18 protein-coding genes are annotated in these 23,705 nt (G+C 63.7%); 9 read left to right on the top strand and 9 right to left on the bottom strand.

The features are described from left to right. Positions 1–62: 62 nt before the first annotated feature. Positions 63–908 carry a lysophospholipid acyltransferase family protein gene (locus QD172_RS07820; protein WP_141392190.1) on the bottom strand — a complete coding sequence of 282 codons (846 nt, stop codon included), beginning with the start codon at positions 906–908 and terminating at the stop codon, positions 63–65. Further along, complete coding sequence (locus tag QD172_RS07815; protein ID WP_279855391.1) at positions 908–1,615, bottom strand: beta-ketoacyl synthase chain length factor; 708 nt, start codon at positions 1,613–1,615, stop codon at positions 908–910. Before QD172_RS07815 ends, QD172_RS07820 begins: the two co-directional genes overlap by 1 nt. 429 nt (positions 1,616–2,044) lie before the next feature. Here QD172_RS07815 and QD172_RS07810 point away from each other — a divergent pair, with 429 nt between their 5' ends. Next, the gene (locus QD172_RS07810) at positions 2,045–3,508 is read left to right on the top strand and encodes a TrkH family potassium uptake protein (RefSeq protein ID WP_136938958.1); all 1,464 of its coding nucleotides are present in this window, start codon (positions 2,045–2,047) and stop codon (positions 3,506–3,508) included. Between the two features lie 102 nt (positions 3,509–3,610). Here the strand turns inward: QD172_RS07810 and QD172_RS07805 are convergent, their stop codons facing one another. Together QD172_RS07805 and QD172_RS07800 are read right to left on the bottom strand one after the other, a co-directional pair. Beyond that, positions 3,611–4,867, bottom strand: a complete 1,257-nt coding sequence (locus QD172_RS07805; RefSeq protein WP_077375253.1) for a 1-acyl-sn-glycerol-3-phosphate acyltransferase — start codon at positions 4,865–4,867, stop codon at positions 3,611–3,613. Between the two features lie 54 nt (positions 4,868–4,921). Next, on the bottom strand, positions 4,922–5,842 hold the full coding sequence (locus QD172_RS07800) for a recombination-associated protein RdgC (protein ID WP_176503170.1): 921 nt from the start codon (positions 5,840–5,842) through the stop codon (positions 4,922–4,924). 342 nt (positions 5,843–6,184) lie between these two features. On the opposite strand from QD172_RS07800, the gene QD172_RS07795 reads away from it, so the two are divergent. The 8 genes from QD172_RS07795 to rpsA all read left to right on the top strand — a co-directional run bounded on the left by QD172_RS07795 (position 6,185) and on the right by rpsA (position 18,403). Continuing rightward, positions 6,185–7,312, top strand: a complete 1,128-nt coding sequence (locus QD172_RS07795) for a YHYH protein (RefSeq protein WP_279855390.1) — start codon at positions 6,185–6,187, stop codon at positions 7,310–7,312. Positions 7,313–7,492: 180 nt separating this feature from the next. Further along, positions 7,493–7,984, top strand: a complete 492-nt coding sequence (locus QD172_RS07790) for a thioesterase family protein (protein WP_084208007.1) — start codon at positions 7,493–7,495, stop codon at positions 7,982–7,984. A 282-nt stretch (positions 7,985–8,266) separates the two neighbouring features. Then, positions 8,267–11,080 (top strand): DNA gyrase subunit A, encoded by a 2,814-nt coding sequence (gene gyrA / locus QD172_RS07785; RefSeq protein ID WP_279855389.1) that lies wholly within the window; start codon positions 8,267–8,269, stop codon positions 11,078–11,080. Between the two features lie 58 nt (positions 11,081–11,138). Continuing rightward, complete coding sequence (gene serC / locus QD172_RS07780; RefSeq protein WP_077375238.1) at positions 11,139–12,233, top strand: 3-phosphoserine/phosphohydroxythreonine transaminase; 1,095 nt, start codon at positions 11,139–11,141, stop codon at positions 12,231–12,233. A 45-nt stretch (positions 12,234–12,278) separates the two neighbouring features. Further along, positions 12,279–13,385, top strand: a complete 1,107-nt coding sequence (gene pheA / locus QD172_RS07775) for a prephenate dehydratase (protein ID WP_077375694.1) — start codon at positions 12,279–12,281, stop codon at positions 13,383–13,385. Between the two features lie 38 nt (positions 13,386–13,423). Beyond that, positions 13,424–15,673, top strand: a complete 2,250-nt coding sequence (locus QD172_RS07770) for a bifunctional prephenate dehydrogenase/3-phosphoshikimate 1-carboxyvinyltransferase (RefSeq protein ID WP_084209615.1) — start codon at positions 13,424–13,426, stop codon at positions 15,671–15,673. After that, positions 15,670–16,389, top strand: a complete 720-nt coding sequence (cmk, locus tag QD172_RS07765; protein WP_279855388.1) for a (d)CMP kinase — start codon at positions 15,670–15,672, stop codon at positions 16,387–16,389. Before QD172_RS07770 ends, cmk begins: the two co-directional genes overlap by 4 nt. A 334-nt stretch (positions 16,390–16,723) precedes the next feature. Next, the gene (rpsA, locus tag QD172_RS07760; RefSeq protein ID WP_279855386.1) at positions 16,724–18,403 is read left to right on the top strand and encodes a 30S ribosomal protein S1; all 1,680 of its coding nucleotides are present in this window, start codon (positions 16,724–16,726) and stop codon (positions 18,401–18,403) included. Positions 18,404–18,657: 254 nt separating this feature from the next. Here rpsA and QD172_RS07755 read toward each other — a convergent pair whose 3' ends face one another. The 5 genes from QD172_RS07755 to QD172_RS07735 form a co-directional block, all read right to left on the bottom strand. Further along, positions 18,658–18,867 carry a hypothetical protein gene (locus QD172_RS07755; RefSeq protein WP_077375227.1) on the bottom strand — a complete coding sequence of 70 codons (210 nt, stop codon included), beginning with the start codon at positions 18,865–18,867 and terminating at the stop codon, positions 18,658–18,660. Between the two features lie 334 nt (positions 18,868–19,201). After that, a complete protein-coding gene (locus QD172_RS07750) occupies positions 19,202–20,011 on the bottom strand; it encodes an RNA methyltransferase (RefSeq protein WP_084208010.1) in 810 nt (269 codons plus the stop codon). A gap of 312 nt (positions 20,012–20,323) precedes the next feature. Then, on the bottom strand, positions 20,324–21,973 hold the full coding sequence (gene groL / locus QD172_RS07745) for a chaperonin GroEL (RefSeq protein WP_065392449.1): 1,650 nt from the start codon (positions 21,971–21,973) through the stop codon (positions 20,324–20,326). A gap of 56 nt (positions 21,974–22,029) precedes the next feature. Then, positions 22,030–22,323, bottom strand: a complete 294-nt coding sequence (locus tag QD172_RS07740) for a co-chaperone GroES (RefSeq protein WP_043331438.1) — start codon at positions 22,321–22,323, stop codon at positions 22,030–22,032. Positions 22,324–22,804: 481 nt separating this feature from the next. Further along, positions 22,805–23,347 (bottom strand): FxsA family protein, encoded by a 543-nt coding sequence (locus tag QD172_RS07735; protein WP_077375219.1) that lies wholly within the window; start codon positions 23,345–23,347, stop codon positions 22,805–22,807. Positions 23,348–23,705 lie beyond the last annotated feature (358 nt).

The following is a 23,705-nucleotide window of genomic DNA, read 5'->3' as shown; positions in this document are numbered from 1 at the left end:
GAATCTGCGGCATGCCTTCGTGACATGTCTGCCACTCATGCCTGGCCTTCCTGCACAGACTTTCATGCCTGATGGGGGCTGTCAGGCTCCGCGATGGCCTGCTGGAAACGCTCGAGCTGCGTGGCGAAGGTGCCCGCCAGCTGGCGGGTCAGTTCGCGGGCATCCCGGGACAGCGGCGCCTCCGGCTCATCCTGCTCCTGTGTACGGGAGACCTCGGGGGCCATGTCCGGCAGTACCTTGAGATTGAGCATCACGCGCTGCGCGGGGATGTGGTACCAGGGCTCGCCCTTGGTCAGCGTGCTGGGCTGGCAGTCGATCAGCACCGGGGTGATGTCACAGGGCGTGCGCAGGGCGATGTTGGCGGCGCCGCGACGGAACTTCAGGGCGCGGCCCGGCACGCTGCGCGTCCCCTCGGGAAACAGGATCAGGGCGTTGCCCTTGGCCAGGCTCTCGCGGGCGGCATCCAGCACGCCCTGTGGCTCGTTGTTGGTGATATAGCCGGCGGCGCGGATCGGGCCGCGAGTGAACGGGTTGCGGGCCAGACGCCCCTTGACCACGCAGTCGGCGTGGGGGATCAGCGCGATCAGGAAGACCACGTCGATCAGTGTGGGGTGATTGGCCAGCACCAGCAGCCCCGGGCGCTGCAGACGCTGACAGTCGTGCAGACGGTAGTCGAGCACACCCAGGCCGCGCATCAGCTGGAGGAAGCCGCGCATGGCGTGATGGATGATGCGGCGCGCCAGGCGCTGGCGGCGTTCGCCATCGCGCATGCTCACTGTCAGCAGGGGCAGCAGCCCCCCCAGCAGCAGGCCACCCAGCCCGAAGACGCTGAAGCTGATGGCGGTGGCGATGCCACGCCACAGGCGCCCGAGGGGGGAGGATAGGCCGAAGGCACGATGAGACGTCATCACTGCGGCGCGGCGTCAGTGGCGGGAGGAGGGTTCAGTTGCCAGGCCTGCCGGCGACAGACGAGCGGTGTCTGTCCGGCGGCTTCCAGCCACTCGATCACCTCGATGGGGGTCGGGGCGTGGCGGGCCGGCTCCTCGGCGTCGACTGGCAATGCGGCGAGCCGCGGGGCCTCAGGCGAGGTGCGGCTCACGCGCATGGCGACGGCACTGGCATGCTCGGGATAGTCGCCGTGGTGCTGGAAGGCCTCTGGCGCGGCGATATCGGAGAACAGCACGATGACTTCCTCCCGCTCCCCCAGATAGCCGAGCGCTTCGCTCATCAGTGCATCGAACTCGTCACCGCAGGCGGCGAGCGCCTCGAGCGGCTGATGGGACTGACGCGTGATCGAGTACATGCCAAGGATGGCGTTGTGCACCGAGAGCGAGAAGCGTGCGGGTGACAAGGCTTCCTGCGGCTGGGTGGCCGAGTCGAGCAGGGCAAGTATCTTGCTGGTGTCGCCATGTCGGGAGGCGTGGATGATCGGCAGATCGCCCTCAGGGTCGAGGGTGAACAGCAGCTTGCAGCATGCCTGCCCGACCGGACTCAGTCGGCGGCGCAGCATCGCCGGTACCTGTTCGGCACGCGGGGAGGGGGTGATGTCGGTGCGACCGTCGTGGGTCGTGCGTGTCGCACTCGCCTGCCAGGCTCGCCAATCAGTCAGACGCATGAGGTTCCTGTCCGTGAACGCATCGTTGCCATATTGGAGCCTCAGTGTACCGCAGGGGAAACGGCCAGCCCAAGCCAGCGGCCCATCAGGCCGACCGTTGGCGCTCTGGTGGACAAATGCCCGGTGCCGCCCGAGTGAGACGTCGCGGACCCGGCGCCTCGCACCACCGCGCGCTGGGCGCCTTGCGGGCATGAGCACTGGACTGCCCGCGATGACGGTGTAAGGTGTCGCTTCAGCGAGCCAGAGGCCGAGGGCCTGAGGGCGATGGGAGCGCCGGCAGCGGGGGCGTGTGCGCCTGCCGGGCGGTCCTGTCATGCCTTCTGGTGGTCATAACGAAGGGTGAGGATGGGGAATGAAGCCGATCATGCGTGAGGCAACGTCATGAGCACGCCGAGGGAGGCGAGAGCGGGGGGCCACGGTGCCGCCTTGATGCGCCGTCTGCAGGTGACGGAGTGGCTGCCGGTGGTCCGGGTGCTCGGCCTGCTGCTGTGCGTGGTGGCGGTGATGATGCTGGTGCCGCTGCTGCTGTTGCTGGAAGAGGGCGATGCGGATGCATGGGCCTTCGCGATATCGCTGGGCATCACGCTGGGGTCGGCTCTGGTGATGCTGCTGGTCTCGCACCAGGTGGAGCTGCAGCTCAAGCCCCGCGCGATGTTCGTGCTGACGACCCTGAGCTGGGTGCTGGTGTCAGCCTACTCGAGCCTGCCCTTGATCTTCGGCGCGACCCACCTGGGCGTCACCGATGCCGTCTTCGAGTCGGTCTCGGCGATCACCACCACCGGCTCGACCGTGCTGACCCACATCGAAGGACTGTCGGATGGCCTGAAGCTGTGGCGGGGCCTGATGCAGTGGGTGGGGGGGATCGGCATCATCGTGATGGCCATCGCGATCCTGCCGTTCCTGAAGGTGGGTGGCATGCGTCTGTTCCAGACCGAATCCTCGGACTGGTCCGACAAGGTGCTGCCACGTGCCGGGGGTGTCGCCAAGGCGATCGGGCTGGTCTACGTGGGGCTGACGCTGCTGGCGATCCTGAGCTACTGGCTGGGGGGCATGCTGCCGCTGGATGCCGTGGTGCATGGCATGACTTCGCTGGCCACGGGGGGGTTCGCCAACTACGACAGCTCGATGGGCATCTATTCCGATCGCCCGCATCTGCTGTGGATGGCTTCCGCCTTCATGCTGCTGGGGGCGCTGCCCTTCGTGCTGTTCATCCGCGCCTGGCAGGACAGTGCCGGGGTGATGTGGTGCGACGCCCAGGTGCGCGGCTTCCTGCGTTTGCTGGGCTGGGTGATCGCGGCGCTGACGCTCTATCGCGTCGTGCTGGGGGAGGACCTCTTCACGGCGCTGACCCAGGTGACCTTCAATGTCATGTCGGTGGTGACCACCACGGGCTATGCCAGCGATGACTACAGTGCCTGGGGGCCCTTCGCGGTGGTGGCCTTCTTCTATCTGACCTTCGTCGGGGGCTGCAGCGGCTCCACCAGCGGGGGCATGAAGATCTTCCGCCTGCAGATCGGCCTGATCATGCTCGGCAATCACCTGCGCTCGCTGATCCATGCCAACGGGGTCTTCTCCCAGCGCTACAACGGGCGCGCCTTGCCGGATGAAGTGGTGCGCGCGGTCATCGCCTTCTCGTTCTTCTTCTTCATCACCATCGGCGGGCTGGCACTGGCGCTGTCATTGATCGGGCTGGATCTGGTGACCGCCGTGACCGGTGCCGTGACCGCCGTCACCAACGTTGGCCCCGGGCTTGGGGACATCATCGGCCCGGCCGGCAACTTCGCACCGCTGCCTGACAGCGCCAAATGGCTGCTGTGCATCGGCATGCTGATGGGGCGCCTCGAGATCCTGACCGTGCTGGTGCTGTTCTCGCCCAGCTTCTGGCGCAAGTAGGCGCTCGCCGGCAGCAGGCTGCATGAAGCGGCCAGACACGACAACGCCACCGTCGCAGGACGGTGGCGTTGTCGTGTCCAGGGAGATATCCCGTGAGCGTGATCAGTCGGTGGCGGTGGCCTCGGCGGCGTCCAGCTTCTCGTCGAGATCGATGGACAGGCCTTCACGATTGAGGATCGGGTTGGCGTACTGCACCAGCCACCAGTCCCTGAGCTCACTCGGCACGCCGGCGAGACGGTTCTCGAACACGGCGCGCTCGGCACCACTGATGGCGGAGACATCCAGCGCGGCGGCCAGGCGTGGCTCGTCGCGCAGCTGCGGACGGCTGGCGGCCAGCTTCTCGAGGGCCAGCTGGTGGCTCGGGTAGAGGGTGTAGTGCTGGAGTACCTGGCGGTCGACTTCGGCGACCACGTCGTCCGGAGTGGCGAAATCACCCTTGAGCGGCTCGCCGAACACCAGCTTGACGCGCCCCTTGTGACCGCTGATACCGGCGGCGATCGACTGGATGTCCTCGTACTGCACCTTCTCGTAGCGCCCTTCATTGGCGATGGCCGCCAGTTCGCGCGCCTTCTGCAGATCGCAGGGGTCGAATTCGTAGCTGATGGACACCGGCACGATGTTGAGCTCGCTGACGCTCTCGCTGAAGGGGCGTGTCTTGTCGGCGGTGCGGGCCGCCATGGTCAGCATCTTGATGATGGCGCTTTCGGTGCCGTCACGGCCATCCTTGGCACGCCCTTCCCGCTGGGCCAGCCAGATGGAGTGCCGATCGTGGATCAAGGAGTGACGAATATAGCCCGACAGTGACTGGTAGGCCGCCAGCATCGCGCGCTTGCCCTTGGCGGAGCGCGGCACGATGAAGCTCTTGTTGAGGCGCATCAGGTCGGTGACGAAGGGCTTCTGCAGCAGGTTGTCGCCGATGGCGATGCGCACCGTGTCGCGGCCGTGACGATAGAGCGCGTAGTTGACGAAGGCCGGGTCCAGCGAGATGTCGCGATGGTTGGACAGGAACAGATACGGCGTGTCTTCCGACAGCCGCTCGAGTCCCACCGTCTCGAAACTGGTGGTGGTGGTATGGATCATGCGCGCCATGTAGCTGGCGATGCGGGTCTGGAAACTGGCCACGTCCTTCACGCCCATCATCTCGCGCTTGATGGCCAGGCGAGCGATCTGGCGCGCCAGCCACGGGAAGCGCTGGGTCAGTCCCGGCAGGCGGAAGCGAGTCAGGGTGTCGAGCAGTTCGCGGTCCTGCTCGAGGCGCACCAGTACCTCACTTACCTCGTGATCGTGGTAGGGGCGAATCCTGGCGAACGGGTCCTGTTCGTCAGGCGTGGCAGGCTTGGGCGTTGCTGTGTCAGTCATCGACGCACGTCATCCGGATTGTCATTCTTGAGAAGAGAAGAAAGGGGGTGGCGCTCAGCTTCCCGGCTGAGCTTCGCCGCCCAGCCAGGCGGTCATCTGCTCGATCACGCCGGAGAGCACCTGGGCCATCAGCGCGAAGTCGGTCTCCAGTCGCAGGATGGGGTCTTCACCATCCTCCTGGGCATTGGCTTCATCGATGACGGCATCGGCGAACTTGAGGCTCTTGAGCGCCATGTCCTCGCCGAGGATCAACGCGACGCGGCCCTCGACTTCCAGTGCCAGCTTGCTGACCACGCGGCCCAGAGTGAGCGCCGTCTGGATTTCCTCGCCGTCGAGGTCGAACTGACGGGCGCGCAGCACGCCATCCTCGCCGCCCGGCGCCTTGAGCTCGACCTGATCACCGACGATGAGGTCATCTGGGCGCGAGGCCACGTCCTTCAGCCAGGTGGTCATCACCTGGGAGGGCGGCTGCGCGACGGCCAGCGGCGTGACCTTGAGCGAGCCGAGCGTCTGGCGCAGCAGGTCGAGGACTTCCTCGGCACGTTTGGCATTCGAGGCGTTGACGGCGATCAGCCCGCGACGGCTGTCCCACCACAGGTCAGTGCGCGAGGAGCGTGTGAAGGCGCGTGGCAGCAGCTCCTCGTAGATCTGCTCCTTGAGGGTCAGCTTCTCGCGGCGACGCAGCGGACGACCTTCCGCCGTCTCGCGCTCGGCGACTCGCTCCTCGAGTTCTTCCTTGACCACGGCAGTGGGCAGGACACGTTCCTGACGCAGTGCGCTGATCAGATAATGGCCCTGGATCTCGTGGACCAGCATGTCGCTGTTGCGACCGCCCGGTGCCACCCAGCCGATACGCTTGGCTTCGACGCCGGTGACCGGGCGGAAGACATGCTCCGGCAGGGCGTCGGCGAGACGACCCTCTTCCAGCGGTGCGCTATCGTGCAGGCGATACAGTTGCAGGTTCTTGAACCACATGCGACCAGTCCTTGAGTCCGGTGAACGGGGGCTGCCCGTCTGAATGGCGCATATTATGGCGAAACTCATGCGGCGGGTCATCCGCCGTGGACGTGACCCTGCGTCACACTGCGGTTGCCGGCCATCGCGCGCGAGCGCAAAGACATACTGTGTGCACGCTGTGGCGCTAGTCTGAGATCGACCTGGCGGTTTGCGGTCTGGCGGTTTGCGGTATCGCCCGATAGATATCGACCCGCAGGCATCGACCATGAGATTTGAGACGCGGAGGGCGGCAGAGTGATCGACGACGGTGTTATGAAGACTGCTGTGGGGACTGCTGTGGGGACTGCTGAGGAGACGGTTGTGGCGGCTTTTGTGAAGAGCAGAGCGTCGGGCGCGAGCGCGCTGAAACGGGCACGGCCGCTGACGCTGGCGGCGCTGACCCTGCTGCTGTTCGGCTGCAGCGGGGAGGATGACGCGCACGACAGGGCGGCCAGCACGGCGGCGGCCAGTGCAACGGTCACGAAAGAGACAGTCGTTGCAGAGGAAGCCACTGACGGCGAACCTGCCCCGGCGGCGGTTGGACTGGATCCTGAGATGTTTGCTGCGGGCGCGATCGTCGGTGAGGTCGAGACCGTCGACTGCACCTTGAGCGGCGGCACGCAGACGACCTGCTATCAGTTCCGCGTGGCCGGTGCGCCCGCGGACCCGGAAACCTCGCCGGAGGGGCCTTTCTGCCCGCCCAATATCCATTCCGGTGAGGAGGAAGGCGGCACCTGGATGGATGGCGAGGGCACCCTCTATCAGGTGGACGGCGAGTTCATCAAGAATCTGGCCACTCTCTATCAGGACAAGGAGTGGCAGATGTACGACGTCAACACGGGGGAGATCACCGTGATCGATGGCGCGCGTGGCTGCGAGGTGGCGGGGAACCCGAACCCCATCGAAGGCTTCGACAACTTCTGTCTCGAGTGTCCGCTGGAGGAACTGGGCGGCGGCATCGAGAAGACTGTCGTGATCCCCAAGGTGCCGGTACCGGCCGCCGAGCCGACCTCGCTGGCCGGCCGCGCCAACACCGGCGTGGCGCTCAATGGCGTGCTGTTCGGCCCGCCGGCACCGCTGGAGCTGATCCTGAGCTCTCACACCCTGGGGGTGCTCGATGATTGTGGCGCGCATGCCAATCCGCATGAGGGCTATCACTATCACACCGCCACCGGCTGCTCCGAGATCGGCATTCAGGAGGATGGCCATTCGCCGATGATCGGCTATGCGCTGGATGGCTATGCCATCTATGCCAGAGAGGACAAGGACGGCAATGTTCCCGCTGACCTGGATGACTGTGGCGGCGAGACGGACCCGGTGCGTGGCTATCACTATCACGCCTCCGCGCCGGGGGTTAACCAGATCTTCGGCTGTTTCATGGGCGAGAAGGGGCACTTCCTCGACGAGGAGGGAGGCGAGAGGCCGCCGCAGGGCCCGCCCGGCGAGTAGCCGTCCTGCAGGTCTGGACGTGAAGGGCATCGCCCGTGGCAGAACCCGCCGCCTTGTCAGGATGGCGTGCAGGGCAGGCGCCATCATTCAACCAAGCGTTTGTTTTTCTGCTCGTGCCCGGCCTAAGATCTGATGACGAGGGCCGAGCAGGCTCATCCGTTTCCCGCACAGGAGGCAAGGATGCAACAGGACAGCCGTCAACAGGACGCCGCCGATGAGACCGCCGGCACTTTCAGTCGCACGACACTGACGGTGCGAGGTTATCACCTGGATGGCTATGGGCACGTCAACAACGCCCGGTATCTGGAGTTCTACGAAGAAGGGCGCTGGGAGTTCATGCTCGCGCATCTGGACCTTGCGGACCTCAAGCGCGAGGGCATCGCGATGGTGGCGGTCAATGTCAATCTGGACTGGCATTATCCGGCCACCGTGCATGATGAGCTGGTGATCACCACGCGACTCGCTCGGGTCGGGCGGCGCAAGATGATCATGCATCAGGAGATCCATCTGGGCGAGACGCGCATGGGCGAGGTGCATCCGCGCTCCGGCGCACTGGTCTCCCGCGCGGATTTCACCTTCGTGCTGATGAATACCCAGACCGGACGGGCCATGCCGCTGGAGGGAGAAATCGGCACGCTGCTGGTATCATTGCTGTCGCCCGAGCCGCAATGAGCGCTGTCAGCGACAGGGGCGCGGCAGTGGGCCGCGTGCCCTTGAGGCCGTACTACCGTACTGACATCCGTTTGCGGGCTCGTGTGAGCTGCTAGGTGAGCGCGCAAGTGATATAATCCCGCCACTTCGGTGCCGCGGAGCTGGCACCCCGTGTCCGCTTCACGCCACTGCCGCGCTGCAGTAGCGACCGAAACCTGATGCTGCCCGAAATACGGTTGCTGCCCCGAAACATTGTCGCTGCCGCAGTGGCGCCAACAGTTGAGTTCAAGGATTTGACGAATCATGGGTGAGATCGCCAGAGAGATACTGCCAGTCAACATCGAGGACGAGCTCAAACAGTCGTATCTCGATTACGCGATGAGCGTCATCATCGGGCGTGCCTTGCCGGATGTCCGCGATGGCCTCAAACCGGTTCACCGTCGCGTGCTGTTCGCGATGCACGAACTGAACAATGACTGGAACAAGGCCTACAAGAAATCCGCCCGTGTCGTCGGCGATGTGATCGGTAAATACCACCCGCACGGTGACAGTGCGGTCTATGACACCATCGTCCGCATGGCCCAGCACTTCTCCATGCGTTATGTGCTGGTGGATGGTCAGGGCAACTTCGGTTCCATCGATGGCGACAGCGCCGCGGCGATGCGTTACACCGAGGTGCGCATGGCGCGCCTGGCGCACGAGCTGCTGGCCGACCTCGAGAAGGACACCGTCGACTGGGTCGACAACTATGACGGCACCGAGCGCATTCCTGCCGTGCTGCCGACCAAGACCCCGAACCTGCTGGTCAACGGCTCCTCCGGTATCGCCGTGGGCATGGCCACCAACATCCCGCCGCACAACATGGGCGAGGTCATCGATGGCTGTCTGGCGCTGATCGACAACGGCGACCTGACCATCGATGAGCTGATGGAATACATCCCGGGGCCGGACTTCCCGACCGCGGGCATCATCAACGGCCGTGCCGGCATCCTCGATGCCTATCGCACCGGCCGTGGTCGCATCTATGTGCGTGCCGTGCACACCATCGAGCACCACGACAAGAGCGGTCGTGACCACATCATCATCACTGAGCTTCCCTACCAGGTGAACAAGGCGCGTCTGATCGAGAAGATCGCCGAACTGGTCAAGGACAAGAAGATCGAGGGCATCGCCGAGCTGCGTGACGAGTCCGACAAGGACGGTCTGCGCGTGGTCATCGAGACCAAGCGTGGCGAATCCGGTGAAGTGGTCGTCAACAACCTCTTCTCCCAGACCCAGCTCGAGACCGTGTTCGGCATCAACATGGTCGCGCTGCACGAAGGTCAACCGAAGATCCTGAATCTCAAGCAGATTCTGGAATCCTTCGTGCGTCACCGTCGTGAAGTCGTCACCCGTCGTACGCTGTTCGAACTCAAGAAGGCGCGCGAACGCGGCCACATTCTTGAAGGTCTGGCGGTGGCGATCTCGAACATCGATGAGGTGATCGAGCTGATCAAGGGCTCGCCGAGTGCGGCGGAAGCCAAGGAAAAGCTGATCGATCGTGAATGGCAGCCGGGTCAGGTGGTCGAGATGCTCGAGCGCGCCGGTGCCACTTCCTGCCGTCCGGAAGACCTGCCGGAAGGTCTGGGGCTGTCTGAAGATGCCAGGCATTATCGTCTGTCGCCGGCCCAGGCTCAGGCCATCCTCGAGCTGCGCCTGCATCGCCTGACCGGTCTCGAGACCGAGAAGCTGCTGGCCGAGTACTCCTCCATCCTCGAGCGCATCGCCGAGCTGATGGAGATCCTGTCCTCTGCCGATCGCCTGATGGAGGTCATCCGCGAAGAGCTGCGTGAAGTGCGCGCCCAGTACGCCGATGAGCGTCGCACCGAGATCATGACCAGCCGTCGCGACCTGACCATCGAAGACCTCATCAACGAGGAAGACATGGTGGTGACGGTCTCGCGCAGCGGTTATGCCAAGACCCAGCCGCTGTCTGACTACCAGGCCCAGAAGCGCGGTGGCCGTGGCAAGTCGGCGACCGCGATGAAGGACGAGGATGTCATCGAGCACCTGCTGGTCGCCTCGACCCATGACACCGTGCTGCTGTTCTCCAACAAGGGCAAGGTGTACTGGCTCAAGGTCTACGAGATGCCGCAGGCCTCGCGTGGTTCGCGTGGCAAGCCGCTGGTCAACCTGATTCCGCTGGCGGAAGGTGAGTGGGTGACCACCATCCTGCCGGTGCGTGATTACGCCGCCGACAGCTACATCTTCTTCGCCACGGCCAACGGCACGGTCAAGCGTACGACGCTGAGCCAGTTCTCGCGTCCGCGCAGCGTCGGTCTGATCGCGCTGGACATCGAGGAAGGCGACCGTCTGATCGGCGCCGATATCACTTCCGGCTCCGACCACGTCATGCTGCTGTCGTCCAACGGCAAGGCGATCCGCTTCGAGGAGCAGAACGTGCGTGTCATGGGCCGTACCGCTCGCGGTGTGCGCGGCATGCGTCTGATCGGCGATGCTCAGGTCATCAGTCTGATCATCCCGCGCACCACGGCCATCGATGACAACGAGGCTGACCTCGATGATTCGCTGGATGTGACGGCGGATGGCGTCGAGAGCGCTGATGTGGCAGCCACTGATGTCGCGACGGATGAAGGCGTCGCGACCGGTGAGGTGCCGCAGTGCTACATCCTGACGGCCTCGGCCAATGGCTATGGCAAGCGTACGCGCCTGGAAGAGTTCCCGCTGCGTGGCCGCGGTGGCCAGGGCGTGATCGCGATGCAGACCAGCGAGCGCAACGGCGATCTGGTCAGCGCGGTTCAGGTCAGCGACAACGATGAACTGATGCTGATCACCGACCGCGGCACCCTGGTGCGGACCCGTGTGGCCGAGGTGTCCATCACCTCGCGCAACACTCAGGGCGTGACCCTGATCCGCACGGCGGAAGAGGAGCGACTGGTGACCACGGTGCGTGTCGACGAGCCGGAAGATGTCGTGGTGATCGACGAAGACGGTACGGTCGCTCACGACGTCGAGGGTCAGGAAGAAGGCAAGAAGGACGCGCTGAGCACCGATGAACAGGTGCAGGCGGGAGACGCTGCCGAGTCGACGGATACCCCGCCGACAGACGTGGAATAAGACGCTGGATTGCGACCGCCTTCGGGGCGGTCGCTTCACTTTCGGGAATTAAGACGACATGACACGCAAGTTCAATTTCTGCGCCGGTCCTGCTGCACTGCCGACCGCTGTCCTGGAACGCGCACGCGCCGAGATGCTGGATTATCAGGGCCGCGGACTGTCCGTCATGGAGATGAGTCATCGCTCCGACGACTTCGTGGCCATCGCCGAGAAGGCCGAGGCGGATCTGCGCGAACTGCTCGACATTCCGTCCCACTATCGCGTGCTGTTCATGCAGGGCGGCGCTTCCACCCAGTTCGCGGGGGTGCCTCTGAACCTGCTGGGCGAGGGTGGCAGCGCCAACTATCTGTATACCGGTATCTGGGGCAAGAAGGCGATCAAGGAAGCCGAGCATCTGGCTGTGGGCAGCCATGTGGCCGCCTCCAGCGAGAGCAATGGCCTGATTGCCGTGCCGCGTCAGAATGCGATCCAGCTCTCGGGTGATGTGGGCTATCTGCATTACACCGCCAACGAGACCATCGGCGGCCTCGAGTTCGACTACATTCCCGAGGTGGCAGCGGATGGCGTGCCGCTGGTGTGTGACATGTCGTCTTCCATCCTGTCGGGGCCGCTGGATGTCAGCCGTTTCGGTGTCATCTATGCCGGTGCCCAGAAGAACATCGGTCCGGCGGGTCTGACGCTGGTCATCGTGCGTGAAGATCTGCTCGAGCGTGCGCGCAAGGACTGCCCGACCATGCTGAACTGGAAGACGGCCGCCGAGGCGGGCTCCATGTTCAACACCCCGCCGACCTATGCCTGGTATCTCTCAGGCCTGGTGTTCGAGTGGCTGAAGGATGAAGTCGGGGGGCTCGATGCCATGAATGCGATCAATGATCGCAAGGCGCAGGCACTTTATGCGGCCATCGACGGCAACGACTTCTACTCCAATCCGATCGTCACCGAGAACCGTTCACGCATGAACGTGCCGTTCGTGCTGGCCGATGATCGTCTCGACAAGACCTTCCTTGCCGAGTCCGAGGCGGCGGGTCTGCTCAATCTGGCCGGTCACCGCAGTGTCGGTGGCATGCGTGCCAGTCTCTACAACGCCGTGCCGGAAGCTGCCGTCACTGCGCTGGTGGACTTCATGGGCGACTTCGCGCGTCGTCACGGCTAAGGGAGAGGTGAGATGACGGATTCCAAGCAGAATCCTGCGCCGCAGGTGGCTGCCAAGGCGGTCACGCTGGACGAGCTGCGTCAGCGCATCGATACCATCGACAGCGAGCTGCTGCGCCTGATCAGCGAGCGGGCGGGCTGTGCGCAGCAGGTTGCCGAGGTCAAGATGGCGGCCGGCGACGTGGGCGAGGATGGCCAGGTGCAGTTCTATCGTCCTGAGCGTGAAGCCCAGGTGTTGCGCCGTATCATGGCCGACAACCCCGGCCCGCTGAAGGGCGAGGAGATGGCGCGTCTGTTCCGCGAGATCATGTCCGCCTGTCTGGCGCTGGAGCAGCCGATTCGTCTGGCCTATCTCGGCCCGGAAGGGACCTTTACCCAGCAGGCCGCGCTCAAGCACTTCGGTGACAGCGCCGTGACCAAGCCGATGGCCGCCATCGACGAGGTATTCCGCGAAGTGGAAGCCGGCGCGGTGCAGTACGGCGTGGTGCCGGTGGAAAACTCCACCGAGGGCGTCATCAATCACACGCTGGATTCGTTCATGGGCTCGCAGCTCAAGATCTCCGGCGAAGTGGTGCTGCGCATTCACCATCACCTGCTGGTGGGCCCGAATACGCGTCGCGAGAAGATCTCGCGCATCTATTCCCACGCCCAGTCGCTGGCCCAGTGCCGCAAGTGGCTGGATGCCCACTTCCCGCACGCCGAGCGCATCGCGGTGTCCTCGAATGCCGAGGCCGCGCGTCAGGTGCGCACCGAGTGGCACAGTGCGGCGATTGCCGGTGACATGGCGGCCAAGCTCTATGAGCTGGAGAAGGTCGAGGAGAAGATCGAGGACAGCCCCGACAACTCCACGCGTTTCCTGATCATCGGCGACAGCTCGGTGCCGGCGTCCGGTGATGACAAGACGTCCATCGTGGTGGCGATGCGCAACCAGCCGGGGGCGCTGCATGACCTGCTGGCACCGTTCCACCGCCACCAGATCGATCTGACCCGTGTCGAGACGCGGCCGTCGCGCTCGGGTGCCTGGAACTATGTCTTCTTCATCGACTTCCGTGGCCACCGTGATGATCCGCTCATCACGGAGACGCTGGAAGAGCTGCGTCAGTGCGCGGCGGACGTCAAAGTGCTCGGGTCCTACCCGGTCGGTGTGCTGTGAGCGAGTCGGAACAGGCAGTGACTGGCGCGGCGGCGGACATGCTGTCCTCGGAGCGGCTGGCCGGCGAGCGGCGTATCCTGCTGGTCGGGCTGGGGTTGATCGGTGGCTCGCTTGCCGCCGCATTGCGTGCGGCGGGTCATCGCGGCGAGATTCTCGCCTGTGATCGGGATTCCAACGAGATCTGCCTCGGTCAGCGCATGAAGCTGATCGATGGCGGCAGTACTCAGCTGGCTGGGCTGGTGCCCGGCGCCTCGCTGGTGGTGCTGTGCGTGCCGGTGATGGCGATGAAGGGCGTGATGGCGGAGATCGCACCGCTGCTGGACGATGATGCGGTGGTCACCGATGTCGGCAGCACCAAGGGGGCGATCCGCGACGCGGCGATCGGCGTGTTCGGTCACATGCCGCCGAATCTGGTGCTCGGGCATCCGATCGCCGGTTCCGAGAAGAGCGGGGTGGCGGCGTCCAATCCCGAGCTCTATCGCGATCACAAGGTGATTCTGACACCGGAACCGGACAGTGACCCCGAGGCCGTGGCACGCGTGGCCGCCATGTGGTCGGTGTGTGGTGCTCAGCTGCTGGACATGAGCGTGGCACGCCACGACGAGGTCCTGGCACGCACCAGCCATCTGCCGCATCTGCTGGCGTTCTCGCTGGTGGACAGCCTGGCGCGTCAGGATGAGCGCCTGGAGATCTTCCGCTACGCGGCGGGCGGTTTCCGCGACTTCACGCGTATCGCGGGCAGTGACCCGGTGATGTGGCGTGACGTCTATCTGGCCAACCGCGATGCGGTGCTGGAGGCGCTGGATGAATTCGAGGCCGGGGTAGCGCGAGTGCGTGCTGCCGTGACCGCGGGCGATGGCGAGGCGATGCTGGGGATATTCACCCGCGCCAGCCACGCTCGACACTACTTCAATACCCTATTGAAACAGACGAGTTATCAGACAATGGAACAGCAGAACGTGCGGTACCGTGCACTGCCGGGTGGGCAGGTTCAGGGGCGCATTCGTGTGCCGGGTGACAAGTCCATGTCACATCGCTCCATCATGCTGGGCGCGCTGGCCAACGGCGTGACCGAGGTCGAGGGCTTCCTCGAGGGTGAAGACAGCCTGGCCACGCTGCAGGCCTTCCGCGACATGGGCGTGGTCATCGAAGGCCCGCATCAGGGTCGTGTGACCATTCATGGCGTGGGCCTCAACGGCCTGAAGCAGCCGCCGGGCCCGCTGTATGTCGGCAACTCCGGCACCGCGATGCGTCTGTTTGCCGGCCTGCTGGCCGGTCAGGCCTTCGATACCGAGCTGACCGGTGATGCCTCGCTGACCAAGCGCCCGATGGACCGCGTCGCCAACCCGCTGCGCGAGATGGGCGCGGTGATCGATACCGCCGAGAATGGCCGTCCGCCGCTGCGTATCCACGGTGGTCAGCCGCTCAAGGGGATCCGCTACGAGATGCCGATGGCGTCCGCTCAGGTCAAGTCCTGCCTGCTGCTGGCCGGTCTCTACGCCGAAGGCGAGACCCGCGCCATCGAGCCGGCACCGACGCGTGATCACACCGAGCGCATGCTCAACGGCTTCGGCTACAAGGTCGAGCGTCAGGGCGCCGAGGCATGGCTGACCGGTGGTGGCAGCCTCGAGGCCTGCCCGATCGACGTGCCGGCCGACATCTCCTCCGCGACCTTCTTCCTGGTCGCCGCGGCCATCACGCCGGGTGCCGATCTGGTGCTGGAGCACGTCGGCATCAACCCGACGCGCATCGGCGTGATCAACATCCTCAAGGCGATGGGTGCCGATCTGAGCATCTCCAACGAGCGTGAAGTCGGCGGTGAGCCGGTGGCGGACCTGCACATCCGCTATGCGCCGCTCAAGGGGATCGACATCCCGGAAGATCAGGTCCCGCTGGCCATCGACGAGTTCCCGGCGCTGTTCATCGCGGCGGCCAATGCCGAGGGCATGACCCGCCTGCGTGGCGCCGAGGAGCTGCGCGTCAAGGAGTCCGACCGCATCCAGGTGATGGCGGACGGTCTGGCGCAGATCGGTGTCGAGCACGAAGTCGTCGCCGACGGTATCGACATCCGTGGCGGTGCCTACGGTGGCGGTCTGGTCGACAGTCACGGTGACCACCGTATCGCGATGGCCTTCAGCGTGGCGGCGCTGCGTGCGCAGGGCGAAATCCTGATCGATGATTGTGCCAATGTCGCGACCTCCTTCCCGAACTTCGTGGCGCTGGCCAGTGAAGTCGGCATGCAGGTCGAGAACCTCGGTGCCGTGGCACCCGGACAGGAGGCGTCATGAGTGGTGAAGCGACTCCGCATCACAGCCAGGTGAGCGATGAGCCGGTGCTGACCCTCGATGGCCCCGGCGGGGCCGGCAAGGGCACCATCAGCCGTCTGGTCGCGGCGAGCCTGGGCTGGCACCTGCTGGACTCCGGTGCGCTGTATCGCCTGACGGCTCTGGCCGCCGAGCGTCACGGTGTGGCCTTGGAGGACGAGTCCGCGGTGGCCACCATCGCCGAGCACCTCGACGTCCAGTTCGATGCCGAGGGGGATGCCACTCGCGTGATTCTCGAGGGTGAAGACGTCACGCGTGACATCCGTCTCGAGACGGTCGGCAACAACGCCTCCATCATCGCGGCCCAGCCGCGCGTGCGCACCGCACTGCTGGCACGTCAGCGTGCCTTCGCGCGTGCGCCGGGCCTGGTGGCCGACGGTCGCGACATGGGCACGGTGGTCTTCACCGAGGCGCCGCTCAAGATCTTCCTCACCGCCTCGGCCGAGGAACGTGCCCGCAGACGTCATGCCCAGTTGCAGGAAGCGGGTGTGGATGCTAATATTCCGAGCCTTTTGACAGAAATACAGGCGCGCGATGCACGCGACATGGGCCGGGCAGTCGCCCCGCTCAAGCCGGCAGATGATGGCGTGATCCTCGATACGACGGATCTCGACATCGAGCAGGTGGTCGAGCGCATCCAGCAGCTGCTGGTCGAGTATGGCCTGGTGGCGGAACGCTGAAACGGCATGTCCGTGGCCTTCATCGGCAAGCGTACCTGTTGTGTCAGGACAATCGATTGATAGCCTGCTGTTGCATCAAGGCCTTCGGGCCGGGCAGTGGCAGGCTTCGCTCGCTCTGCGAGCGGAGACGCAGGACAAGGCACGACCCAGATGACACTGCGGTGTCATCAACCCCCCGGCCAGGTGTCATGGGGTGCATCGGCGGCAAGCGGAAAGCCGGTGTATCTCGAACCAGCGTCAACGCCCCCGGGGATATGTAGATATGGCCCGTGCTTGCTGGTGGTACGGAGACTGCGGTGCAAGCCGCCCCAAACGTTGATCATGTAGGAATACCATGAGCGAGAGCTTTGCTGATTTATTTGAACAGTCACTCCAGGACATCAACATGGAGCCGGGCGCAATCGTGTCCGCTACCATCGTCGATATCGATGGCGACTGGATCACTGTCAATGCCGGTCTGAAATCTGAAGGTCAGATTCCGTCTGAACAGTTCCGTGACGAAAGTGGCCAGCTGTCCATCAGCATCGGCGACGAAGTCATGGTCGCGCTGGAAGCCGTCGAAGATGGCTTCGGTGAGACCCGCCTGTCCCGCGAGAAGGCCAAGCGTGCCGAAGCGTGGAAAGAGCTGGAAGCCGCCTTCGAGAAGGACGAGATCGTCAAGGGCGTGATCAACGGCAAGGTCAAAGGTGGCTTTACCGTCGACATCAACACCATCCGTGCCTTCCTGCCGGGTTCTCTGGTCGATGTCCGCCCTGTGCGCGACACCGCCCACCTCGAGAACAAGGAACTGGACTTCAAGGTCATCAAGCTCGACGCCAAGCGCAACAACGTTGTCGTGTCTCGTCGTGCCGTCCTCGAAGCCGAGAACAGCGCTGAGCGTGAAGCCCTCCTGGCCACTCTGCAGGAAGGTCAGCAGATTCAGGGTATCGTCAAGAACCTGACCGACTACGGCGCCTTCGTCGACCTCGGCGGCGTTGACGGCCTGCTGCACATCACCGACATGGCCTGGAAGCGCATCAAGCATCCGTCCGAGATCGTTGCTGTCGGCGACGAGATCAACGTCAAGGTGCTGAAGTTCGACCGCGAGCGCAACCGTGTGTCTCTGGGTCTCAAGCAGCTGGGTGAAGATCCGTGGGTCAACATCAAGGCTCGCTACCCGGAAGGCGCCAAGATCAACGCACGCGTCACCAACCTCACCGACTACGGCTGCTTCGCCGAGCTGGAAGAGGGCGTCGAAGGTCTGGTCCACGTGTCCGAAATGGATTGGACCAACAAGAACATCCACCCGTCCAAGGTCGTCAATGTCGGCGATGACGTGGAAGTGATGATTCTGGACATCGACGAAGAGCGTCGTCGTATCTCCCTGGGTATCAAGCAGTGCACCACCAACCCGTGGGAAGACTTCAGCGGCAAGCACAACAAGGGCGACCGTGTCTCCGGTACCATCAAGTCAATCACTGACTTCGGTATCTTCATCGGTCTGGATGGCGGCATCGACGGCCTGGTTCACCTGTCTGACATCTCCTGGAACGAAGCTGGCGAAGAAGCCGTGCGTCGTTACAAGAAGGGTGAAGAAGCTGAAGCGGTCATCCTGTCCATCGATCCGGAACGTGAGCGCATCTCTCTGGGCATCAAGCAGCTCGAGAGCGATCCGGTCTCTGAATACCTGGCCGTCAACGACAAGGGCGCCATCGTGTCCGGTCGTGTTGTCGACATCGACGCCAAGGAAGTTCAGGTCGAGCTGGCCACTGACGTCATCGCCATCCTGAAGGCGTCTGAAATCAGCGCTGATCGTGTCGAAGACGCACGCAACGTCCTGAGCGTCGGCGATGCTGTCGAAGCCAAGATCGTCGGTGTGGATCGCAAGAGCCGCCTGATCAACCTGTCCGTCAAGTCCAAGGACCAGGTGGAAGCACCGCGTCGCGATGCTGCCAAGCCGCGTACCCAGGAAGTCGAGAGCAACGGCCCGACGACCATCGGTGACCTGATCAAGCAGCAGCTGGGTCAGGAGTGATCCCGAGACATTCCGCCTCCTCGTGAGGCGGGATGTCCGGATCCACGCTGAGGTGACATGCCTCTGGTTGCCACCTCAGCGTCTCCGAATCGGTATCCTGCACATGACGCATGTCATGCGCAGGAACGAAAAAAACCGCCACCCTTCGGGGTGGCGGTTTTTTTGTGTTCAGAGATCGTGTCCGGGAAGTGCGGAGATCGTGTCTGGAAAGTGCAGAGATCGTGCCTGTGCACCCTGTCCTCGCTGTGCGGACGTTACCGGTTGATTCCGCTGGCGAGAGAATGCCCGGAGTCCACGCGCTGACTGTTCTGGGCGAGAAGCTGCATCTGGCGCAGGGAGATGGTGCAGTAGAGGCTGCGGTACTGTGCCGGCTGCTCCGTCGGGTCGATCTGATGCAGGCGCTTTTCCAGTTGCTGGATGTCGCGGGCCAGTTGCTGAGGGCTGAGAGAGGCTGTCTGAGTCATGGTGGGCGCTCCTTGAGTTCAATGAACATCATTGCAAGGGTCAGGCGTGACGCCTCTCGTGGCGAGCTGTCGCGCGCTCATCGGGAGTCTTTGCCTGAGGTGGCGGCAGGGGCGGCGGGGTCTGCGTGACCCTGCCACCTTCCGTCGCGAGTCATCGTCGTGACCACTACAGTCTGGACGATGTTCAAGCGTGCGCCTTGATCCATGTCAGGACGATGACGTCGAGCTGACAGTCTGCCTGTGGAATTGGCGGGGCGGGTCAGCAGACCAAGTACCAGTCGTTGCCGGCCCCATCGTCTCTTGATTGGCCCATCCCCGCCCAGCCCTGCGTGGTCTAGTCGTTCTCGCTCTGATCGGGCTTGGTGGCTTCAGCGGCGGCGGTCTGGCGTTCCAGGTTGGCCAGCATGCCGCGCAGGATGGACAGCTCACGGCGGGTCGGTTCAGCGCGGGCAAACAGTGCACGCAAGCGCTCTTCGGTCTGTGAGTGCGGTTGATTGAGGAAGCCGGAACCGCGCAGGGCACGGCCGAGGTGCTCGTGGAAGTGGCCGAGCTGCTCGCGGGTCGGCAGCTGGTCATCCTCACGACGCGCGACCGGAGCCTCGCTGGTTGGCTCCAGGGTGCGACGCCAGGCGCTGCGACACTCGTGGGCGAGTACCTGTACGGCCTGGGAGACATTGAGGATGCCGTAGTCGGGGTTGGTGGGGATGGACACCTGGTGCGTGCAGCAGCCGATCTCCTCGTTGGTCAGCCCGAAGCGTTCACGGCCGAACACTAGCGCCACCTTGCCATCCTGGGCGGTATCGATGACGCGCGCGGCCATCTCGCTCGGCTCATCGAAGTGAGGCAGCGGCAGACTGCGCAGGCGGGCACTGGCACCGATGACCAGCTGGCAGTCATTGACGGCGTCTTCGAGACGCTCGACCACGCGGGCGTTTTCCAGAAGCTCCGCGGCGCCGCTGGCCATGCGTGTGGCTTCCTCATCGGGGAAGCAGCGCGGGTTGACCAGCACCAGGTCCTTGATGCCCATGGTCAGGATGGCGCGAGCGGTAGCGCCGATATTGCCGGGATGGAAGGTCTGCACCAGCACGACACGCACATTGTCGAGGGTGGCAGGGCTCGAGGCAGAGCTGGAGGTATCAGTCATGAGAAGAAGATCCTGGGCAAGCGAGGCGCGCGGCCTGAGCGGTTGTCGTCATTGATCGTGGGCGTCAATGCGCTGCTAGCCTCGTGCACTGCCAGCGTCATGCACTGTCATCACGAAGAGGCAATGTCTCAGGTCGCCGCAAAAAAGTGGCGCCTAGTGTAGCGTGACGGGCGAGTGGAGTCAGGTAGCGGCCTGCGCCGTGCAAGCGAGGCATGTCACGGCGGGAAGCGTGAATGTCAGGCATGAAAAAACCGCCCCTGCTTGCGCAGGAGCGGTTCGGGTCACGACGGGTGAGTCGTGGGGGAGGCTGGCTTACATCATGCCGCCCATGCCACCCATTCCGCCCATGCCACCCATGTCGCCGCCGCCGGCAGCTGCCTTGTCTTCCGGGTCTTCGGCGATCATGCATTCGGTGGTGATCATCAGGCCGCCGATGGAGGCTGCGGACTGCAGGGCAGAGCGCGTCACCTTGGCCGGGTCCAGCACGCCCATCTCGAACATGTCGCCGTAGACACCGGTGGAGGCGTTGTAACCGTAGTTGCCTTCACCTGCCTTGACGTTGTTCAGCACGACGGAGGCTTCTTCGCCAGCGTTGGTGACGATCTGACGCAGCGGCGCTTCCATGGCGCGCAGCGCGATGGCGATACCGTGAGTCTGGTCTTCGTTGTCGCCTTTCAGCTCGGTCAGCTGGTTGAGGACGCGAACCAGGGCGGTACCACCGCCAGGCACGACACCTTCCTCGACGGCTGCACGAGTGGAGTGCAGGGCGTCTTCGACGCGAGCCTTCTTCTCTTTCATCTCGACTTCGGTAGCAGCACCGACGCGGATGACGGCAACACCGCCGGCCAGCTTGGCGACACGCTCCTGCAGCTTCTCGCGGTCGTAGTCAGAGGAGGTTTCCTCGATCTGCGCGCGGATCTGGGAGACACGAGCTTCGATATCGCCTTCGTTGCCGGCGCCATCGATGATGGTGGTGTTTTCCTTGGACATGGTCACGCGCTTGGCGGTGCCCAGGTGGTCCAGGTTGGCCTGCTCGAGGTTGAGGCCGACTTCTTCGGAAATCACGGTGCCGCCGGTCAGGACAGCGATGTCCTGCAGCATGGCCTTACGACGATCACCGAAGCCCGGCGCCTTGACGGCCGCGACCTTGACGATACCGCGCATGGTGTTGACGACCAGAGTCGCCAGCGCTTCGCCTTCGATGTCTTCGGCGACGATCGCCAGCGGCTTGCCGGACTTGGCGACGCCTTCCAGCACCGGCAGCAGTTCGCGGATGTTGGAGATCTTCTTGTCGACCAGCAGGATGTACGGGTCTTCGAGCTCGACCGCCATGGTGTCCTGGTTGGTGACGAAGTACGGAGACAGGTAGCCACGGTCGAACTGCATGCCTTCGACGACTTCCAGCTCGTCTTCGAAGCCACGGCCTTCATCGACGGTGATGACGCCTTCCTTGCCGACTTTCTCCATCGCTTCCGCGATGATCTCGCCGATGCGAGAGTCGCCATTGGCGGAGATGGTACCGACCTGGGCGATGGCCTTGGTGTCGGTGCACGGCACGGACAGCTCACGCACGGCCTTGACGGCTTCGATGACGGCCTTGTCGATGCCGCGCTTCAGGTCCATCGGGTTCATGCCGGCGGTCACGCCCTTCAGGCCTTCATTGACGATGGACTGAGCCAGCACGGTGGCGGTGGTGGTGCCGTCACCCGCGACGTCGGAAGTCTTGGAAGCGACTTCCTTGACCATCTGGGCGCCCATGTTCTCGAAGCGATCCTTCAGCTCGATTTCCTTGGCGACGGACACACCGTCCTTGGTCACGGTCGGTGCGCCGAAGGATTTTTCCAGCACCACGTTGCGGCCTTTCGGGCCGAGGGTAGTCTTGACGGCATCCGCCAGGACATTGACACCACGCGCCATGCGCTTGCGAGCATCATCGGAGAAACGAACGTCTTTTGCAGCCATTGTTATCTCTACCTTTAATCAGTAAGTCGTAGCATTTAAACCGGAAACGCTGGAAATCAGCCTTCCACCACGGCGAGGATGTCGCTCTCGCTCATGATCAGCACTTCTTCGCCGTCGATCTTCTGCTTCTCGACGCCGTAGCCATCCTTGAAGATGACGGTGTCGCCGACTTTCACGTCAAGCGGGCGAACTTCACCGTTCTCGAGGATGCGGCCGTTGCCGGCGGCAAGAATTTCACCGCGCGTCGGCTTTTCCTGAGCGCTGCCGGGCAGAACGATGCCACCTGCAGTTTTCTGTTCTTCTTCCACGCGACGGACCACGACGCGATCGTGCAAGGGACGGATGTTCATTGCTCACGTTCTCCTGATGGTAAATCCCGCCATCTGCCGGTCTTTGCCGGCACGTCTGGCGTTCAATGGGGTTGCCTACCGAGTGTTGGGCCTCGCAGAGGCGAGGCCGTTATCCATTGCACCGCTTTTATGGTGGCGAGAGGACAGCTTTCAAGTAGGCGAACATAAAAAAATTTCAAATCTCGTCATCAACTGCGTCGCCTGAAAGGCACGCACTTGAGGTGCCGACTATCCCGATGCACTACTGTGAGTTGAATCAAGCAGTTGAGTGTATCTGAGCCATACGCCTCTGGCATGTGGACGCCCGACGGTGAATGACGTCCATTGGTACTAGGTGTCAGCGATGAGGCGCGTTGCACAGCGCGGCCATGCATGGCAACGAAAAGCCCGGCAGGGGAGATGGGCTCCCGTACCGGGCTTAGATCATCATCATGCAGTGGGGGCTCGTCGGGCTCTTTGCCTGTCGAGGCGCGATGCCGGCCTACAGACGTGGCTCATCGCGGCTGATGTAGTCGCCTTCCAGCGGCTGCCCACCCTTGTCACCGCTATTGGCGCGGCCTGATTCGCGCTGTGGCTCCTCCTGCTGGGCAGTGCCGTGATCCGTGGACTGCCAGTTGCCGGAGTGCGTCTGACGTGACTGACTCTGTGCGGAGAAGCGACCCTTGAAGAAGCGTGCGATGACGTTGTTGCCGCTCAGGCCTCGGGTCAGCAGTCCACGCGAGGCCGGCAGCAGGCAGAGCAGCCCCAGGCCATCCGAGAGAAATCCCGGTGCCATGAGCAGCGCGCCACCGAAGATCAGCGCCGCGCCTTCCATCAGTTCACCGGAGGGCATCTCGCCACGTTGCAGGCGCTCCTGGGCACGCATCAATGTCGCGCGACCTTCGCGTCGAATCAGATGCAGGCCCACGGCGCCGGTGATCAGTACCAGTGCCAGCGTCGGCAACAGCCCTATCTGGCTGCCAAGACTGAACAGCACCACGAAATCCAATAACCCGAACAGGGTAATCACTAGCAGTATGGGCATCGTCTCTCCCGAATCCGGTAAATGGCAGCTTGCACCAATGCGTCAAGGGTAAACCAGCAGCAGGATGGGGAACAGTCGAATCGGTGTCATGAAAGGCTCATGCCGGCCGACGTGGATGGCTGGCGCTGGTGGTAGAGCGGTGCCATGCTGGATGTTGCAGTGCACAATGACAGCGAGTGATACCGTGTCAGGCGCGACGGATGTCTCAAGTGTCCGAAGGTGGCAACGATACGCCTGACCAGGCGGGCCCCATGGCGGCCGGAAGCAGCATGGGCACGCCGCATCAGCACCCGCCTGCAGGCCGCTACGTTGATGACGAGACCGGTTGCGTTGGCCGGTTGGGCCAGCGTTGAGGCAG

It is taken from the genome of Cobetia sp. 10Alg 146, from assembly GCF_029846385.1.
Classification (GTDB): domain Bacteria; phylum Pseudomonadota; class Gammaproteobacteria; order Pseudomonadales; family Halomonadaceae; genus Cobetia; species Cobetia marina.
The sequence above is the reverse complement of the archived record's forward strand: the minus strand, read 5'-3'. Positions and strand labels throughout refer to the sequence as shown.

Coding starts and splice junctions, on each gene's coding strand:
- QD172_RS07770 (WP_084209615.1), top strand. CDS start 13,424: ATGCTGTCCTCGGAGCGGCTGGCCGGCGAGCGGCGTATCCTGCTGGTC.
- QD172_RS07815 (WP_279855391.1), bottom strand. CDS start 1,615: ATGCGTCTGACTGATTGGCGAGCCTGGCAGGCGAGTGCGACACGCACG.
- cmk (WP_279855388.1), top strand. CDS start 15,670: ATGAGTGGTGAAGCGACTCCGCATCACAGCCAGGTGAGCGATGAGCCG.
- QD172_RS07790 (WP_084208007.1), top strand. CDS start 7,493: ATGCAACAGGACAGCCGTCAACAGGACGCCGCCGATGAGACCGCCGGC.
- QD172_RS07740 (WP_043331438.1), bottom strand. CDS start 22,323: ATGAACATCCGTCCCTTGCACGATCGCGTCGTGGTCCGTCGCGTGGAA.
- QD172_RS07750 (WP_084208010.1), bottom strand. CDS start 20,011: ATGACTGATACCTCCAGCTCTGCCTCGAGCCCTGCCACCCTCGACAAT.
- rpsA (WP_279855386.1), top strand. CDS start 16,724: ATGAGCGAGAGCTTTGCTGATTTATTTGAACAGTCACTCCAGGACATC.
- QD172_RS07805 (WP_077375253.1), bottom strand. CDS start 4,867: ATGACTGACACAGCAACGCCCAAGCCTGCCACGCCTGACGAACAGGAC.
- QD172_RS07735 (WP_077375219.1), bottom strand. CDS start 23,347: ATGCCCATACTGCTAGTGATTACCCTGTTCGGGTTATTGGATTTCGTG.
- serC (WP_077375238.1), top strand. CDS start 11,139: ATGACACGCAAGTTCAATTTCTGCGCCGGTCCTGCTGCACTGCCGACC.
- QD172_RS07810 (WP_136938958.1), top strand. CDS start 2,045: ATGCGCCGTCTGCAGGTGACGGAGTGGCTGCCGGTGGTCCGGGTGCTC.
- groL (WP_065392449.1), bottom strand. CDS start 21,973: ATGGCTGCAAAAGACGTTCGTTTCTCCGATGATGCTCGCAAGCGCATG.
- QD172_RS07820 (WP_141392190.1), bottom strand. CDS start 908: ATGACGTCTCATCGTGCCTTCGGCCTATCCTCCCCCCTCGGGCGCCTG.
- gyrA (WP_279855389.1), top strand. CDS start 8,267: ATGGGTGAGATCGCCAGAGAGATACTGCCAGTCAACATCGAGGACGAG.
- QD172_RS07755 (WP_077375227.1), bottom strand. CDS start 18,867: ATGACTCAGACAGCCTCTCTCAGCCCTCAGCAACTGGCCCGCGACATC.
- QD172_RS07800 (WP_176503170.1), bottom strand. CDS start 5,842: ATGTGGTTCAAGAACCTGCAACTGTATCGCCTGCACGATAGCGCACCG.